Annotated in this window: 13 protein-coding genes; 2 read left to right on the forward strand and 11 right to left on the reverse strand. The window is 49.5% G+C overall.

What is annotated here, in order from left to right; all coding sequences use genetic code 11:
• Positions 1 to 205: 205 nt before the first annotated feature.
• Together NBZ79_RS11175 and NBZ79_RS11180 are read right to left on the reverse strand one after the other, a co-directional pair.
• Complete coding sequence (locus NBZ79_RS11175) at positions 206 to 3,880, reverse strand: calcium-binding protein (RefSeq protein WP_251932508.1); 3,675 nt, start codon at positions 3,878 to 3,880, stop codon at positions 206 to 208.
• A 44-nt stretch (positions 3,881 to 3,924) separates the two neighbouring features.
• The gene (locus NBZ79_RS11180) at positions 3,925 to 5,058 is read right to left on the reverse strand and encodes a hypothetical protein (protein ID WP_251932509.1); all 1,134 of its coding nucleotides are present in this window, start codon (positions 5,056 to 5,058) and stop codon (positions 3,925 to 3,927) included.
• A 429-nt stretch (positions 5,059 to 5,487) separates the two neighbouring features.
• Between NBZ79_RS11180 and NBZ79_RS11185 the strand changes: the two genes are divergently transcribed.
• On the forward strand, positions 5,488 to 5,628 hold the full coding sequence (locus NBZ79_RS11185) for a hypothetical protein (RefSeq protein WP_251932510.1): 141 nt from the start codon (positions 5,488 to 5,490) through the stop codon (positions 5,626 to 5,628).
• Here NBZ79_RS11185 and NBZ79_RS11190 read toward each other — a convergent pair.
• Positions 5,608 to 5,970, reverse strand: a complete 363-nt coding sequence (locus NBZ79_RS11190) for a cupredoxin domain-containing protein (RefSeq protein ID WP_251932511.1) — start codon at positions 5,968 to 5,970, stop codon at positions 5,608 to 5,610. The genes NBZ79_RS11185 and NBZ79_RS11190 overlap by 21 nt on opposite strands.
• A gap of 2 nt (positions 5,971 to 5,972) precedes the next feature.
• The gene (locus NBZ79_RS11195) at positions 5,973 to 6,503 is read right to left on the reverse strand and encodes a DUF4142 domain-containing protein (RefSeq protein ID WP_251932512.1); all 531 of its coding nucleotides are present in this window, start codon (positions 6,501 to 6,503) and stop codon (positions 5,973 to 5,975) included.
• Positions 6,504 to 6,687: 184 nt separating this feature from the next.
• Here NBZ79_RS11195 and NBZ79_RS11200 point away from each other — a divergent pair, with 184 nt between their 5' ends.
• The gene (locus NBZ79_RS11200; RefSeq protein ID WP_251932513.1) at positions 6,688 to 7,626 is read left to right on the forward strand and encodes an AraC family transcriptional regulator; all 939 of its coding nucleotides are present in this window, start codon (positions 6,688 to 6,690) and stop codon (positions 7,624 to 7,626) included.
• A gap of 92 nt (positions 7,627 to 7,718) precedes the next feature.
• Here NBZ79_RS11200 and NBZ79_RS11205 read toward each other — a convergent pair whose 3' ends face one another.
• The 7 genes from NBZ79_RS11205 to NBZ79_RS11235 form a co-directional block, all read right to left on the reverse strand.
• Positions 7,719 to 10,427 carry a carboxypeptidase-like regulatory domain-containing protein gene (locus NBZ79_RS11205; RefSeq protein WP_251932514.1) on the reverse strand — a complete coding sequence of 903 codons (2,709 nt, stop codon included), beginning with the start codon at positions 10,425 to 10,427 and terminating at the stop codon, positions 7,719 to 7,721.
• Positions 10,428 to 11,276, reverse strand: coding sequence for a fimbrial biogenesis chaperone (locus NBZ79_RS11210; protein ID WP_251932515.1), 849 nt, complete (start codon positions 11,274 to 11,276; stop codon positions 10,428 to 10,430).
• A 107-nt stretch (positions 11,277 to 11,383) separates the two neighbouring features.
• Entirely contained in the window at positions 11,384 to 12,028 is a 645-nt protein-coding gene (locus tag NBZ79_RS19700) for a DUF4402 domain-containing protein (RefSeq protein ID WP_420854536.1), read from the reverse strand.
• A 485-nt stretch (positions 12,029 to 12,513) separates the two neighbouring features.
• Positions 12,514 to 13,050: a DUF4402 domain-containing protein gene (locus NBZ79_RS11220; protein WP_251932517.1), complete on the reverse strand. Its 537-nt coding sequence runs from the start codon at positions 13,048 to 13,050 to the stop codon at positions 12,514 to 12,516.
• A gap of 364 nt (positions 13,051 to 13,414) precedes the next feature.
• The gene (locus tag NBZ79_RS11225) at positions 13,415 to 13,903 is read right to left on the reverse strand and encodes a DUF4402 domain-containing protein (protein ID WP_251932518.1); all 489 of its coding nucleotides are present in this window, start codon (positions 13,901 to 13,903) and stop codon (positions 13,415 to 13,417) included.
• Between the two features lie 705 nt (positions 13,904 to 14,608).
• Positions 14,609 to 15,481 (reverse strand): fimbrial biogenesis chaperone, encoded by an 873-nt coding sequence (locus NBZ79_RS11230; RefSeq protein WP_251932519.1) that lies wholly within the window; start codon positions 15,479 to 15,481, stop codon positions 14,609 to 14,611.
• A 381-nt stretch (positions 15,482 to 15,862) separates the two neighbouring features.
• Positions 15,863 to 16,507, reverse strand: a complete 645-nt coding sequence (locus NBZ79_RS11235) for a DUF4402 domain-containing protein (RefSeq protein WP_251932520.1) — start codon at positions 16,505 to 16,507, stop codon at positions 15,863 to 15,865.
• Positions 16,508 to 16,755: the final 248 nt, after the last annotated feature.

Below are 16,755 nucleotides of genomic sequence, written 5' to 3' on the forward strand. Positions count from 1 at the left end.
TTCCACGTCGTACAGAACTAGACGCCCTGGAAGTGTTATTTGGACGTTCTTTTAATTACGTTCTGCGACATCCAGCCATTAAATTCGGAGCAGGTTTTGACGCTGAAATTTCGCTGGCTAGTTCGTTAGCTAAATCCGATGTATCAAGCCATATTCCGACCAATCCCGGAGGACAATTCTACGGACGCATTGCTTTTCTCACTGCCTACAAGCTTGCCTGCCAGGTGCCAGCAAGAACACTATCGAGCGGATCATAAATCGGGTCAGAGAGATCTGTTGCTGCACCGCCCGGAGGTGAGAAGCTGGCCATTGCCGAGACAAGCGCTTCAACACTACTGAAATCCGCGACCTTGCCATCCCCGGTTTCAATGTTCTCGATCTTGTTATCCGCAGAGGCATACCAGTTTTCGACGGTGATCTGATCGCTTGTCCCGATCACGGAGATCAGCAAGTCATCGCCGGTCTGCTCAAACCAGAGTTCGTCATGATCGATACCTATGTCAAGGACCAGGGTGTCTGTGGCGCCATCCGTAGCGTAATCGTCGATAACATCCTGTCCTCCACCCCGCGCGAACTGATATATGTCCGCTCCATCACCACCTTTAAAGATACTATTTACGGCATTACCTACAATTATATCATTTCCAGAACCGGCAATTATGTTTTCGATACTGACCAGATTTTCAGCTCCACCTGCTACCGTGGCCAGCCCAAATACAAGGTTAATGTTCCAGTTCTCTGACGAGTAACTGAAGTCCGCGGTATCAACGCCACTTCCACCGTCAAAACTATCAAATCCGAAATTACCAATGAGAATATCATTGCCACCGCCCCCAAACAATGTGTCGGATCCAACTCCTCCATCCAGAATATTATTTTCCGCATTTCCTAAAATCATATCATTTCCGGAACCGGCAATTATGTTTTCAATGCTGGTAAGTGTTTCTGCACCAGCCGTCCCGGTAGCTAAATCGATATTCCAGTTTTCTGATGAGTAGCTGTAATCCGCTGTATCGATACCTCCTTCCCCATCAAAACTATCAGTTCCAAACCCGCCTGAGAGAGTATCATTACCCTCACCTCCTATCAGAGTATCATTACCCTTCCCGCCCTCTAGATAATCATCCCCACTGTTGCCATTGAGTATGTCGGAACTATTGAAACCAACAAGCGTATCGCTATCGTTAGAGCCAAATAGAAGCTTATTCTTTATACCCTGCGATCCCAGCACGGTGCCATCGGCAAACTCGATATAGCTAACATCATAATTGTAGTTAAGAAAATGATCGATGATCGTCACCGCCTCGCCATTGGACAGCGTGATGATCAGATCCTTCCCCGTATTCTGGGAGAAAGTGACATCGTCCATATTCACATCCGTAAAGATCAAGCGGTCATGGCCACTGATACTGTATTCAATGATCGAGTAGGACCCATCGCCCAGGCTATGCCGATAGTTCTCAACAAATAGCGAACCGCGGATCATGCCGCTGATTTTCTGATCGGCAACAGATTTATCCCGGATACCCTGCAAACCCAGCACGGTGCCGTCGGCAAACTCGATATAGCTAACATCATAATTGTAGTTAAGAAAATGATCGACGATCGTCACCGTCTCCCCATTGGACAGCGTGATGATCAGATCCTTCCCCGAATTCTGGGAGAAAGTGACTTCGTCCATATTCACATCCGTAAAGATCAAGCGGTCATGGCCACTGATACTGTATTCAATGATCGAGTAGGACCCATCGCCCAGGCTATGCCGATAGTTCTCAACAAATAGCGAACCGCGGATCATGCCGCTGATTTTCTGATCGGCTACAGATTTATCCCGGATACCCTGCAAACCCAGCACGGTCCCATCGGCAAACTCGATATAGCTAACATCATAATTGTAGTTAAGAAAATGATCGACGATCGTCACCGTCTCCCCATTGGACAGCGTGATAATCAGATCCTTCCCCGTATTCTGGGAGAAAGTGACATCGTCCATATTCACATCCGTAAAGATCAAGCGGTCATGGCCACTGATACTGTATTCTTGAATTACATCATGCCCATCCCCTGAAGAAAAGACATAAGTATCCGCCCCTGCATTCCCGATGAGCGTATCATTTCCATGGCCACCATAGATAATATCAGTAAACCCGGCCCCCTCTAACCGATCATCCCCTGCGGTACCTAAAACACTGGATTTATCACGAAGCTCAGAAAGAGAGAGCGATATTTCCGCATCGACCAAAGCCGTTTCAAGTATCGCATCATAAGCCGTGATGTCGATCCCTTGCTCTAGCGCAACCTGATCCAAAACATTCACCAGCTGTCTATAGTGGCTGGCTGACCCCACCTGTACCTGTGCTATAGAGCCGGTAACAACGGAGGTCAAATCGCTGTCACTAACAAAACGGTCCGTTCGCCAATCGTATGCAACCCCAACAAATAAATCACTCATCGGGCCCTGCAACATTAACCGAGCTTCAACACCTTTGACAAAATCGGCCCAGATTTCCCGGAATGCTGATCCTTGAATGTTCCCATGTAGCTCAACTCCCTGTTCCCCAATAAATTGATGGACCGCTTCAAATTTCCGAGCATCGATGCTATTACCGTGAAAGCCGGTATAGTCATCCGCACCCGTCCAGCGAAGAATGATTGCCTCCACATCCGCCGTATAATCCTGCCCGGCATAGTCGCTAAAGGCCAATGCTTGAACCATATTAAGCAGGGTCTCATCCTCGCTCATAGCTATATGGAGGTCTTTAACTTCCCCATAGCCACGCAACCAGGGTAAGTAAAGAGTATTGAGATCAAGGGTATAACCGCCGGTATATCGTGTATGCATCTGGTCATTGGCGAACCATATGTCTTCCACAGCATTGGTCGATCCGTCGCTGCGGGTGAAGGTACTCTCATGGCTGATATGATTGCCGGCATTCCAGCTGTCCGTTATTGTCGCACCCAGATCGATGGATACAATGCCCTGGTCCATAAGCGTAGATAGCTCGCCGTCATCGGTGAGGCCGTCCTGATCCATATCCTGCCAGATCTTCAGGTTCGCAAACTCCGTATCACTGGCATCGATAATCCCGTCGCCATTGCTGTCCAGTGCCGCAAGCTCCGTGAAACCGTCAGTCGTGGCATTCCCGAACAGCTCCGAAATATCGTCAATATAACCATTGCCGTTAATATCAAGCGCCAGAAGACCATCATCGGCACTCACCCATCCCGTTTGTTCGGCAAAACCGTCCCTGTCCAGATCAAAAAATGCAGTTGAGCCCTCAACCGAACTTAACTCAACACCATCTCCGTCCAGATCCAGCACCAGCGGAGAAATCAGGCTCGCCGCATTGGCAAGGCCATCGCTAAGCCCCTTTGCCATTCCCGAGCCACCGGAAGAGCCCAGTGGCCAATCTCCTCCTTCGTTTGGGCTAGGCATGGGAAATTTATCGGTTGGCGGGCTTACTTTGTTGGGCGGAATGTACCTATCCTCTTCAGGGAGGTTATTGTCGCCTTCGTATTGCTTTACGTCTCTCTCAAAAATCCACTTCGATGCATATAGATATTCGGCGTCGCGCAGACCCATTGTTTGATCGCCAAATTCTTCGTTGAGTTTTGAATTTGGATCTTCGATCGCCTTATTTAGGCCTTCCAGGAACTTCTTGTTTGCTTCATATGCTTTTTGAGGATCTGTGTGACTGTAATCTAGATCGTGCTGTCTATAAAACGCATCCAAAGCGTTTACTGGTTTAGGAGCATTTATATCGGTTGCATCGCCACCCATTTCACCTGCTGAATAGCCTGCTCCTCCATAATTTCCATAAGTCGGGTGCTTCACTCCCCCTACGTCACTCCATGGCAAGTTGTAATTCACTTCACTCATATTGATCCCCCATTTTTTATCGCACCAAATTCTTCCGAATGCGCCTAGTAACTTATTTCTTTCATCTGGAGCTTATCTATATCTTTTGTACCGACTGACACGATAAGCGAGTTTGTCTTGCTGATGAAATTCCGCCGGTAGAAAACGGCTTTGTCATCATCGGTAATCATAAATGCCAGATTTTCGTTATCCTTCATTTTCGGGGCCGATAGTTTTCCATCTTCTTCAAAGGTAAATATGTCTATATTTTTTCCGCTCTCAAGGTCGTGAACAATGATGGACTGCCAGGTGAACTCCCTCTCAATGCGGCTGTTGCTCGACGACCGGCTCATAAAGCCGAGAAAATGCGACTCAGGCAAAATGGAAGGCCAAGCAGAGCGGATAAATCCCTCGTCATAGGTGATAAAAGGCTTTTTAAGCGAGTCGCCGATAATAATCTCATTGCGCCTGTTATCAAACTCCAGGCGATAAACACCGGCATTGTCCTTGCCCACCGAATAATCCATCTTCCGGTCGCCATACACATCGATAAACAGACCATGATGCACCGTCAGATTAACCGACCCTAACTGGTACAATTCAAGATCGGTCAGCTGTTTGATTTTCCCGTCTGGAAAACGCAGATAAAAATCCCATTCTTTATATCTGAATGGCTGCTCCTCTCCTCCGGATTGCGGGGGGCTGGAGACAAATAACAACCGGCCATCCGGAAAATCTATAAAGGAGTGAGATGGATTATCTTTTGAAAATACCAGCGAACAATTATTTTTCATCAAATCGCATTTATAGATCTTATTAATCAGTTTTTTCTCAGGCTCAACCTTTCCGGTCGACAAATAAAAAATATTTTCATCAAGCCTGCTAAAACTAATCCCCATCGAATGGTTCTTCTGTCCTTCGAGCTTCACCCAGCTTTCTGATTCTGTGTCATAAATGAAGATGGACTGCGGCTTAATTCCTATTGCATCTCGAACCTTCACGGCAAGATATCGGGAGTTTGCATAGAAAGAACCGAACTTTAGGTTGCTTCCATTTAGCGAAAAATTTACAAAAAAAACTTCACCCAATTTCTTGAATCTGATTACGTCCGCGACAATTAGCGATCCAAAAATTAAGGCCAACGTAATTAAGGCAAAAAAGCCGTATTTAACAAATTTTCTTCTGCCTTTAAGACCCATAGTAATTATTCCATTCTCGTGTACTCACTGAACTCTGATAAGTCTCGCCGCATTGGCCAGGCCATCGCGAAGGCCATGCCTCGATCACACTTGAATTCGACGCGGTGTTCGTTTCAGAAAAATCGCAATCAACCCAATGATACCTATGCCAAATACTGCGGCAGTAAAATTCCACACCCAACGCTTCTTAAACAACAGCCGCAGCCTCCTTCAAACGTCACCAGCAACACATAATTTCAATTGATGGCAGCACATCATATTATAGTTTTATCATATTTGTAAATCTATATATAATTGATTTTTTCAGTGAGCTATCGGAGAGGCTGAAGCTCAAGCGACAACGCGCATATATATCTTCATCTGGTCATTGGCGAACCATATGTCTTCCACGGCAATGGTGGTTCCGTCGCTGCGGGTGAAGGTACTCTCATGGCTGATATGATTGCCGGCATTCCAGCTATCCGTTATTGTCGCGCCCAGATTAAGGGATGCATTACCCTGGCGGGAAAATGGATAAGACTAGGGCTGGTGTTTGGCCGTGTTCTTGCGTTACGCGTTTGGAATACTTAGCTTCGCGGTCATTGCCGGATGATAGCGGCAGTAATACTCCCCTGCCATCTTTGAGGTAACAGTCAGGCTTTTGCTTTCCCCTTTTTTTATCATGCCCGTATCCCAGCTTTTGTCCGTTGCGGTTGCTGTATGCGGCGTTATATCGCTATTTCGCCAGGTAATCATATCGCCCTCGCGGACGTCCAGGGTTTGCGGTGAAAAGCTAAACCGCGCGATATCGATCACATGGGTTTTTGCTGATGTATTTTCAGCGGACGATCCATTCGCCAGACCGAGGCTCGCAACCGCGGCGGTTAATCCCGCCGCGGCTGTTGAGAAGAGATATCGTCTTGTAACAAACATGCCTATTTGACTTTCTCAACCATCATGGCGGCATGGCCTTCATGGGCTTTAAAGATTTCAAGGCCGGTTATGAACAGAACCTTGACTTCGTCATTCTCAATATTCGGAATAAAGGCATTTTCCACCAGATCATTGACGGCTTTATGATACGCCAGTTCATTCTCCGCATAGCGGCGGTCAAACTCGGCGCCGCGCAACTGGCTCATTTCATTGATTATAACCACGGAATTTTTTTGCAGGGACTGACTGAGAAAATTGTCCTGAGGCTGGGCATTCAATTTCGCAAGCAAGGCAAGGGCCTGCTCATTTACCGCGGTATGATCCCGGATCATGGTTTTGGCAAATTCGTGGATGGCCGGATTATCGGACAATGCCAGTGCCAAATGGGCGTACCGAATATCGATATTGTCGGCGACATAGGCAACATGGGCGATCTCCAGATCATTCAGCTCTGCGGGCTCGTCTGCCTGCACCGGCCCCAGTGACAGCAGGAACGCGGCTCCGGCTGCGGCGATAAAAGTTTTAATCTTCATGATGTCCTCCTGATTCAAATAGATAATTGAGATGCGCCGCTTGGATTGCGTCACATAAATTTATTCAATAGCAAATGGTTTGGATTATGAATGACTGATAATGCAAATTTCTTGATCGATAGTTCAAATTCTTCTCATTAAGTGAGATATGCTGTATATATTACGGAAGCGAAAGGAAACCCCGATGGATTTACTCAGTGATATTCTTTCTCATCTGCGCATGAGAGGAACGCTGTATTTTCGAACCTCTTTCACGTCACCCTGGGGCGTTAAGGTTCCTGATTTCGAGAATGTGGCACGGTTTCATTTTGCCCATAAAGGGCGCTGTTTCGTCCGGATCAAATCCGTGGATGACCCCGTTTTCATTGAGCAGGGCGATTTAATTATCATTACCAGGGGCGCCGCCCACACACTTTACTGCGACCCGACAACAGAAGATCAGGCCATGATGCTTGATCAGGTGGTCGAGAAATCCGGGTTCGATGGCAGTGGTGCCCTGGTCTATGGCGAACAGGGCACCAATCAGGAAACCCAGCTAATCTGTGGTCATTTTGCCTTCGACAAAAAGGCAAGCCACCCTCTTATCCACGCCCTGCCCCCTTATATTCATATAAAAAACTACGGCGAGGCCGCCGGTATCTGGATGGAAAATACGCTCAAGGTCATCGGTCTTGAGGCCGGCAGGCAGGCGCTTGGAAGTGATTTGATTGCCTTGAAAATGTCCGAGATCATTTTTGCCCAGGCCCTTCGCACCTATCTCGCGACGGACGGCCTGCGCCAGTCGGTTCTGGCGGGATTTGCCGATCCCAATATTGCCCGGACGTTACAGGCAATTCATTCAAAGCCCGAGCATTCCTGGACAATGGAGGAACTGTCGACCATCGCCGGAAAATCGCGCACATCCTTTATGTCGAAATTTTCAGAATGCCTGTCTCTCACGCCATTTGAGTATGTTACTCACTGGCGCATGCAGATTGCGCGGCAACGATTGGAAGAGACAAATTACCCCATTATAGAAATAGCGGAAAGCGTCGGCTACCATTCGGAAGCAGCCTTCAGCCGGGTCTTCAAGAAGCAGTTTCAATCGGCACCGGCGACATATAGACGGGCGATCCGTGCCTAGCATTGTCAGGGTACCGGACACCCGTCCCGACTTACGAATTCGGGGTTTATGAAGACAGGTTATTCCCACCAAACTATGTCAAACAGGCCCCCCTACTGCTGTGCCGCGGTTATCTCTACATTCCGGTCCAGAAGAGACGGTTCGTCGGAATTAAGTTCAATTGATTGAGTGCCGACCATTTCATACCCCAGCTTTTCCAGCTGCTCGGGATCAACGATAATGCTGTAATTACCATACGGGACATCTCCAGCATAGTAATAGCCGTCAAAGGCGCTCTCTACTTGAGCAACTGTGTCCCCTTTTTCGTTGACGATCAGAAGCTGAATGCCCGAAGCGGGTTTTGCCTCCGTCCCTTTGATCAAAACCCATCCATCTACGTCACCGGTTTCGACAACCGGAAAGTAGAGATCCGTGGTCAGGCCGGGCCGCAGATATAAATGTTTCGGTGGATCTGCCGGAAGCCAGGACGGGTCTTCAAGCGTTTTTTCATTCACTTCTATATTCACGCGCCTGTAAGGCGCAATTCCCGGAATAAAGGCAGAACCATCTTTCGATGTTTTGACAGTATCCGGGACGGCCCCGCCGGAGAAGCCCACATTCTCAATTGGTTCATCGCCCAAATTGAACTGGCCGTCATTATTCTTGTCAAGGAAGACTTTCGCACCGATGGCACTGTTGCGCGCAAACTGGTCTCCGCGCATTTCAATTCTATCATTCATTGGATCATGGCCCAGACTGAACGACAGACTGAGGCTCATACCATAGTTACGCTCCGTATCCATGTTAAAGCTGGTCCCCAGATTGAAATGCTCGAAATTGTGATACAGACCTGTTGAGAACAAAACGGTATTAGTTTCGTTATTGGAATATTGCACACCGCCGGTTAGCCCAGAATTTTGAGCAAAACTCCAGTCGGCATATAGGGAAGAATAATTGAAAAACCGATCTTCAGAGGGCGTGAAATTGACGATACCCCGCAATCGAACCTCACCCGACGTTGACCCAATCAGGCTCAGATCACTATAGGAAACCCCGTCCGATCGGATCCAGTTATTTGATTCCAATGCAAAATTGAGCGGGTATGCATAATAGGAAATCCGCCCATCCAGGTCTGTTAGCCACGCCCCGTTTTCTCCTATTTGATAGGACACGCGCGTGGAAACCGGCAGCCGCTTGGAGGAGCCGAAACCAGGAACGCTACCGAACAATCTTAGCACCGTTTCACTGAAGACTGCTTCCCCATTGATTGAAAGATCTTCCGACTTCTCCGACACAAAATCCTCAAACCAGTTTTGCTCTGCCGTTACGGACCAGGAATTAATGGATGTCTGAACGGTGCCGCCCACCGCAAAACCGCCGGACTGGTCAAGTCCCAGATCAAGATTGACAAGAGACCCCAGAAGGGACGTTCGCACACCCGTTGACACGTAGTCATGACGTTCCCCGTCAAGATGCAGCGAGACAAAGCTGCCGCGAACCGACACGATATCTGTCAAGCCGTGTTCCATTTGGAAAACCACCCGCTCTTTACCGGCATCCACAGACTCGTTGTATCCCGTCTCCTCAAAGGAAAACAAATCTGTTTCGGCCTGATTGACCGCGAGGCGAAACGCGGTTTCTCCCGGCTTGCTGAGAGCCGTTGTTACAAAATATTCTTCCGTTTGTTCGCGCATTTGCCCCTGAGGGCCATAGAATACGAGGCGAAATACATTCAGGCCAAACAGGGTTGGAACATCCTGAAATTCATACCGGCCGCCCCCGACACTCTGTCCTGTCTGAAACCCCAGCAATTCCTCATTTCGGAATAACTCCACTTCCCAACCTGCGGCAAGATTACCCCGCAGAGTAATCTGGTTCGTCTGGTTCAGCTCATTCAGGCCATAGCTGGAAACCAGGACACCGCGGCCCGCCACATTGTCCGAAATGAGGGGTATGGAAGGTGTCGCAATATCACCTAAGGCGTATTCATGAGCGTTCAACGGACCGAGCAAATCCCCGGCAACAGACTTCCTGCCGACCCGCGCCCGAATGTCGGGTCTGCTGTTGTCCTTCTGCCTGTACATCGTCGCCTCGGCATCCAGCTCACCAATGACACCGGCAATCGTTGCTGTCTGATTTACCTGTGAATACTCATTGGAACCTGATTTACTGTTACTGCCAAATATGCTCACATCAACAAACGGCCATTCAAAAAAATCGTTGGGGGGTTCGGTGTACGTGATTTCTTCCCCATCATCAGTATAGCGCGATATCCCGGAACGCCGTTTCTCCTGTTCGGCACGAATTTCATACGGAAGGGGCTGGCTTGTTTCAATCTCTATTTCCTGTTGTTGGAACTCAGCTGTAAGAAGGATGCCGAACCATTGCTCCCATTCCGACGCAGCGATGTAAATGTCGCTTCCATGCCGTTCCACTTTGGCCGGGTCATATTTATGCTCAACTCCGGCCACAGTGACCAGGTTGTTCCGCATATCAAGGGCGAATTGGTGGTCGCTATTGAAATACCATCCTTGCGCGGTGCCCGTACTCGGGTCAACGGAAATCGAAAATTCCAGCACTTTCGCCATCTCCCCCAATGGTAAAAGGAGATCTGTTCCGTCGTAATAGACAACCACGCCGGGGGACAATACATGTCTATCCTGGACCACTGTCATGACGAAAAGCTCTTCGTCCGAACGTTCCGACCAGTCCGGCAGACTGGACCCGATTACAGTCTCCGCTCCATATGCCATTTGCAGGCCGTAAAGGGATGTAATGGCAAAAATACAATACAGGCAAAAAATCCGCATGGTTACTGTCATCTACTCGTGGAAAACTGTTTCAGAACTGGCGATCAGGGACCCGCCGTCTTCTTTTGTTTTGTGATATTCAACGACAACATTCTTGCCTTTCAGGGACTCATCCGTTGGCAAGGCCAGCTGCACCCGTCGATAGGGGACGGAGGGATATACCGCAACATTATTTGCCTGCGCCACAACGACCCCATCCGCCTTTACAACCAGATCCCCCCTCAAGGATCGGTCTCCAAAGCGTTCAATTTGCAAGGATATGCCCGGCTCTCCCTCATTGATCTCCGTCAGTTCCAGATTGGTTATCTCTCCCGTCGCGGTTAATTTTCCCTGATGAACGAACACGGGAACTGACAGGCCGAATTGCGTCGAGATATTTACGCTGAACTCTGAGTTTTCCGCCGACTTGGCCGACTTGGATGCAATAGGTTGTGATTTGGGAAGCACCCGAAAATAAAGGCGGGACCGGTATTCGCCCTTTGCCAGATTTGCCGATCGGCGAAAGCTGATACGCACCATTTGAACCTCCCCCGGTTTGAGGGTGACCTGCCGGGGAGAATACCGGAGCATTTCGGACGCAAATTTATCCTCGCCTGTCGCTTCAAGGCTTTCAGTAATCTCACCATTTTCGTTCATGCGATCGTTGCCCAACGAAATACGGTAGGTTTGCGTTTCGGTGCTGCCATTTATAATGCGTAAAGATTGGCTGCGCTCTCTGTTATCAAGCTCAACAAGTGTCGGAACCACCATCAATTCACCTGCCGCTTCTGCTGAATAAGGCGCGGAAACAGCCAGGAAAAGCGCAACCCCCCATTGGAGCGCCGGCCAAGGCCTGAGATAACGTAAAAAACAAATCAACATGAAATTTTTCTCTCATTGGATGGAGGAAGCTGCAATGGGAGGGGGACGGACGCAACAGGCCCCCTCTCCCTCATAAAAACAAGCAATTCATCTGACCCCGGCATCGGCTAGTTATAGTTTGCTGTAAATATAACGGTACCGGTGTAGTCACCACGGGTTGATAGCTCAGGTATCGTTAAGGTAGCCCCCATGGATACTGCAAGTTGCCCATTAGCGTCCAAATTCACTGGGGAATCAGTATTAAAGGTAAAGTCAGTCAGTTGCAGAGTGCTCGTCCCGTTGGTGGGATTGGTACCCAGAATCGCTGAAAAGGCGATCTGCTCATTGGCACTACCCGTGACTGTGTATCTTGCAGGCGTCGGGGTTCCAGAGGGATTTACAATACTGCTCGACAAAGTAATTACAGTGCCGTCCGGTCGGAGTCTTACGGACTTTGTAATACTGCTCGACATAACCCCCGCAGGAACTGTCAACACGCCGAAATGCAAAGGAGTGCCTTTAGTAATATTTATCGGCGTCAGAAAAGTCACCGTGGCTTTTGTTGACTCAGTTGTTGCGAAGGCAGGCAAAGCAATAATCAAGCCCATGGCGCAAAGCCCAATATTCCTTAAATGCTTGTTCATATTAGCTGCCCTTCCTCTTGCCCATGCTCTTCCACTTGCCCATGCTCTTCCTCTTGCCATGCCCGTGCTCATGTTCTGCCCTTGCCCGGATCTCAACATCCAATAAGGATTGAAGAAAAACTGGCCCATTAATTGGCGTATAAATTATCTGGCGTATAATCTAGCCGCTTTATGACCAAAATCATCGGGGGCAAATGTAATCTTGAGTAACCGTATGTAATGCGATGTAACGTGATGCAACGGAGTGCAAAAAGCGGGATGCAAAAAGCGGGATGCGCGCTGGGGTGCCGGCTTGGATTGGGCTCTGGCGGGACTGGAATAAGCGGGCCTAGCCAGGGATCAGGATCCAGGTGTAATCCACGATTACACGTCAGGTCACCTCATAGGCTGCATTCACTGGGCCTGTGACCGTCAGCGTCCCCCCGACTAGACAAGACAAAGTTCCGCCTCCGTCGAAAGCAGGAGCGCCTGCCAAGGCCTGAGATAACGAAAAAAACAAATCAACATGAAATTTTTCTCTCACTGGATGGAGGAAGCTGCAATGGAAGGGGGACGGACGCAACACGCCCCCTCTCCCTCACACAGACAAGCAATTCATCTGACCCCGGCATCGGCTAGTTATAGGTTACTGAAAATGTAACGTTACCGCTGTAGTCACCATAGGGTGATCCGTCAGGTATCGTTAAGGTTGCCCCCATATTTACTCCAAGGCGCCCATTAGCGTCCAAATTCACTGGGGTACCAGTAACACTGGTACCGTCAGACGACTGGAAACTTTCAAAGTTAAAGTCTTCTACAGTCAGTTTGTCACCATTCCCGTTGCTAAGCCCCGTCGTCGACGCTGAGAGGCCAACCGACGCACCCTTACTACCATAGACGGTGAATCGTGCGGGCCCCGGGGATCCAGTAACTGTAATACTGGTCGGAACACTGGTTATAGTGCTGCTGCCGCTTAGGCCCGCTAGGAGTGTGACGGACCCTGCTGCACCGCCAGCTGCAATCTTTCCGAAACTCAAATCGGTGTGATGTGTAATTTCTATGGGCACCACCACTTTCACTGTGGCAAGCGTTTCCGCGTCTTCTGCGAAGGCAGGCGAAGCAATAATCAAGCCCATTGCGCAAAGCCCGATATTCCTTAAATGCTTGTTCATATTAGCTGCTCTTTCCACTTGCCCATGCTCTTCCTCTTGCCATGCCCGTGCTCATGTTCTGCCCTTGCCCAGATTTCAACATCCAATACGGATTGAAGAAAAACTGGCCCATTAATTGGCGTATAAATTAACCTGCGTATAAATTAGCGGGCATATAAATTAACTAGCGCATAATTTAGCCGCTTTATGACCAAAATCATCGAAGGCAAATGTAATCTTGAGTAACCGTATGTAATGCGATGTAACGTGACGCAACGGAGGGCAAAAAATGGGGGAATGCAAAAAGCGGGATGCGGGCCGGGATGCCGGCTCGGGCTGGGCTCTGGCGGGACTGGAATGCGCGGTCCTTGCCAGGGATCAGGATCTAGATGTAATCCACGATTACTTCATAGTTCACCTCATAGGCTCCATCCAGTGAGCCGCCGCTGGCCGTCAGCGTTCCTCCGACTTTGAAAGACAAAAATCCGCCCGCGCCTAAAGGAAAAGGTGAGGTGTCCCCCAAATCATGCTTCATATCACTCAATGTCAAGGAGGCGCCGTTGTTCACGACGGTAGTTATCGGATTAAATGTAATAGATACGTTACTGTTGGCCGTCCCCGTGACCTCAATCACGCCGGCTTGCGACCCCGAAACTTCTGCGAAATTGCTGCCGGAGGACACCACGCCATTTACATTCAGAACAAGGGTTGTTGCCGCGCTTTCATCAATGAGTATCACCTCCCCAAAACTCATGGTGGTTATTGGGTTTATCGCTTGCGACCGGGCCGAGGGCATGGCCAAGGCCATTACGAACAATGCCGCGACAGCCCGAAAAACCAAATGATGCGTAAAAACTGCCGAGATTTTTTTCATACCCTCTCCAAATCGAAACATTTCCAAAGACCCTTGAAGCCTCTATTCAACGAAGCCCTTATTCAACTAAACTGTCAAGCGACCTGCCCAAGCGACCTGCCCGATCGACCTGCCATGCGTTTTTTTCCTGCAAGCGACCAAAACTCAATCCCCGGCCACAATGACCCTTTTATAATGACCCTTTTATACCGCATGACAGCGGAGCCATCCGACCATGTAGTTGTAACGGTTTGTAATAAAACATAATCTCCGGCCTTACATTGTCCGCAATAAGCAGCAGTTAAGCCATCGTGATATCTCCCACTGCAAATTCCTGCACCCGCAACAAACCCGCCCCACACCCGTCTCAAGACTGTATCAAGGCCGCTTTCGAACATTGGGTCCCCCTTCCCGCCGTATAGATAGTCGTGTCGCCTCTGCCGTCATTGCGCTCCCTCGCGGAGGGGCGGGAAATCTGCCCCGGATAGTGCGTAATCTCCCCCTAAAACCACGCAGGAAACTCCCTGATCTCAGCTCCGAAATCCTGGGTTCGCCCCAACGAAAAACGTCTCCCGCACCGCCTTTCCATAACAGGTCTCAGCGCAGTGCCATCTGGGGATGGCTGGACAGGGGGACATCAAAAACAACATACAGGCGCGAAAACCACCTGGCATTCGCCATGCCTCATTCGCCGTGTCCCGTTCGCCATGCCCCCTGCGCCATGCCTCACTGGAAAACAGTATCGGACCGTGCAATCAATGATCCGCCATTCTCGCTCGTTTCATGAAACTCAACAGTGATTTTCTTGCCCAGATAGGGCTTGTCCGGATCGAAGGGCAGCACCAGATGCCGGTACGGAGTGGACAAATAAATGGCCAGATTGTTTAGTCTGGCAATGTCCTCACCATCCGCTTTTACAACCAGATCCCCCCGCAAGGAGCGGTCACCGGAACGCTCGACAATCATGGATATTCCCGGTTTTCCGTCTTCGGTCTCGGTGAGTTTCAAATCGGATATCTCTGCGGTGCCGGTCAAATCTCCAACGCGCGCAAATACGGGAATTGACAGGCCATAAATGGCAGAAATATTTATGCCAAGACTTGCCTCATCGTCCTTTCCCGGTTCACCGGGCCGCAGCGAGGGAGGGGCTTGAGGATTGGGAAGCATGCGAAACAAAAGGTGAGAGCGATACTCGCCCGCTGGCAAATTTACGGGGCGGCGAAACGCGACACGAACCGTTTGCACCTCCCCCGGTTCGAGGGTTATTTGCCGCGGCGAAAACCGGAGCATCTTGGTCGCGAACTGATCCTGGAACACCTCCTGACCCGCCCCCTCTTCGGGGACCTTTTCAAGCTTCCCATTTTCATTCATACGGAAATTTTGCAACGAAAGACGGTAAGAATGTGTTTCATCATCACCATTTATCAACAGGATGGACTCGCTGCTGTTTCTGGTATCAAGTTCGACCAGTGTCGGGGCGACCATTAACCCGCTGGCCGCAAATACCGGTTGGGCCGCGGGAACAAGCAGAAAAAGAACGGCGGGAATATACCAGGCCGTCCAGCGTGACCTGAAAAAACTCAGCAACAAACTCTTCATAAAATCTTTCCTCTAAATATCAGGCGACATAACGCCTGTTTCGGTTTTTCTTCAAAACGACGGGCACATAAGAAACCCGCGTCCGGCAGCCTGTAACGCATATGGGCCCTAAAACCGCCATCGCTCATTAAATTCTCTTATTACGGGTAAGCGGCCGCAGCCGGTAATCCTGAGCCTCAGCAGTCCTGAGTTCCGACAATCCCGAGCCTCAACAATCCCGAACACGTATGATGCCGCCATTCCGCCTTGCAGGAACGGAGAGATATTGTTGTCAAATCAGTCTGTCCTGCAATTCTACGATATTGCCGGCCAAAACTTCACAAATGCAATGTAAAGGTATGTAACAGATTGTCAGAAAGAGCGGGATTTGCGGATTTACAGTTAAGGGTAAACGACCGTTACGGTATAGGTGCCCCTGTAGATGCCAGGTGGCTGCAATGGTGAATGGCTGAATATTATGCCGCTTTTTACAAATAACTCTCCATCACTGTCTAAAGTACTTCCGTTATCACGAGAGGGAACAATACCGATAACTGTCAGCGTATTTCTGTCCTCGTCATTGAGATCTCCTCCTTTTGTCATGGTAACGGTAACCGCTTCATCTGGACTGCCGGTGATCTTGAATACGCCCAATTGCGGTGATCCAAATGAGGAAACACTTGGGGCCAAGAGGTAGCCATCGGGATAGCGGCTGTCGCCGGAAAAATCTACGGTAGTGTGAGTTGTGAGCGATGTATCAATGACCAGCCACCCGAAACTCAATAGGCTTATCTCTTCAATTGCTAACGGTTTTACCAGTTTTATGGCGACGGGATTATCCGTTGCTTCCTCCGCCCGGGCGGAGGCAACGGATCCCAGGTTGAGTATCAAAATCCCGCACATCCCGTAAAAGCTGTTCAGGGAGCGCGCCTTTATGAGCGCCCGTCTTTCATTGGTGGCTTCATTGATGTCCATTTTCCCGCCTTCTTTTGCAACCCGCTTCCCCCCTTTGTTTATCCTCTGTTTGAACACCGCTTGTGATCCCATGCTGCTCGTTTCCAACTTATCAGGCCCGCCAAAAACCCCTCTGTGATCCATAATGTCTATGGCCCATAACGCCAGAAGCCCGTTGAGCCCCTGTTGAGCCCGGTGTGGCCGGTTTTTTCAGTATTCCGGATTTCCTTCCGCCCGGGCAGCCGATCCCTCCCCGGATGTAAAATCCGGAACCGGCCGCAGCCGGTAATCCTGAGCCTCAACAGTCCTGAGTTCCGACAATCCCGAGCCTCAACAATCCC

This window comes from Sneathiella marina, assembly GCF_023746535.1.
GTDB classification, from domain to species: domain Bacteria; phylum Pseudomonadota; class Alphaproteobacteria; order Sneathiellales; family Sneathiellaceae; genus Sneathiella; species Sneathiella marina.

What these genes read in the sequence shown, in the direction of transcription:
- NBZ79_RS11175 (WP_251932508.1), bottom strand. Translation starts at nt 3,880, where the DNA reads ATGAGTGAAGTGAATTACAACTTGCCATGGAGTGACGTAGGGGGAGTG.
- NBZ79_RS11180 (WP_251932509.1), bottom strand. Translation starts at nt 5,058, where the DNA reads ATGGGTCTTAAAGGCAGAAGAAAATTTGTTAAATACGGCTTTTTTGCC.
- NBZ79_RS11185 (WP_251932510.1), top strand. Translation starts at nt 5,488, where the DNA reads ATGGCTGATATGATTGCCGGCATTCCAGCTATCCGTTATTGTCGCGCC.
- NBZ79_RS11190 (WP_251932511.1), bottom strand. Translation starts at nt 5,970, where the DNA reads ATGTTTGTTACAAGACGATATCTCTTCTCAACAGCCGCGGCGGGATTA.
- NBZ79_RS11195 (WP_251932512.1), bottom strand. Translation starts at nt 6,503, where the DNA reads ATGAAGATTAAAACTTTTATCGCCGCAGCCGGAGCCGCGTTCCTGCTG.
- NBZ79_RS11200 (WP_251932513.1), top strand. Translation starts at nt 6,688, where the DNA reads ATGGATTTACTCAGTGATATTCTTTCTCATCTGCGCATGAGAGGAACG.
- NBZ79_RS11205 (WP_251932514.1), bottom strand. Translation starts at nt 10,427, where the DNA reads ATGACAGTAACCATGCGGATTTTTTGCCTGTATTGTATTTTTGCCATT.
- NBZ79_RS11210 (WP_251932515.1), bottom strand. Translation starts at nt 11,276, where the DNA reads ATGTTGATTTGTTTTTTACGTTATCTCAGGCCTTGGCCGGCGCTCCAA.
- NBZ79_RS19700 (WP_420854536.1), bottom strand. Translation starts at nt 12,028, where the DNA reads ATGGGCCAGTTTTTCTTCAATCCTTATTGGATGTTGAGATCCGGGCAA.
- NBZ79_RS11220 (WP_251932517.1), bottom strand. Translation starts at nt 13,050, where the DNA reads ATGAACAAGCATTTAAGGAATATCGGGCTTTGCGCAATGGGCTTGATT.
- NBZ79_RS11225 (WP_251932518.1), bottom strand. Translation starts at nt 13,903, where the DNA reads ATGAAAAAAATCTCGGCAGTTTTTACGCATCATTTGGTTTTTCGGGCT.
- NBZ79_RS11230 (WP_251932519.1), bottom strand. Translation starts at nt 15,481, where the DNA reads ATGAAGAGTTTGTTGCTGAGTTTTTTCAGGTCACGCTGGACGGCCTGG.
- NBZ79_RS11235 (WP_251932520.1), bottom strand. Translation starts at nt 16,507, where the DNA reads ATGGGATCACAAGCGGTGTTCAAACAGAGGATAAACAAAGGGGGGAAG.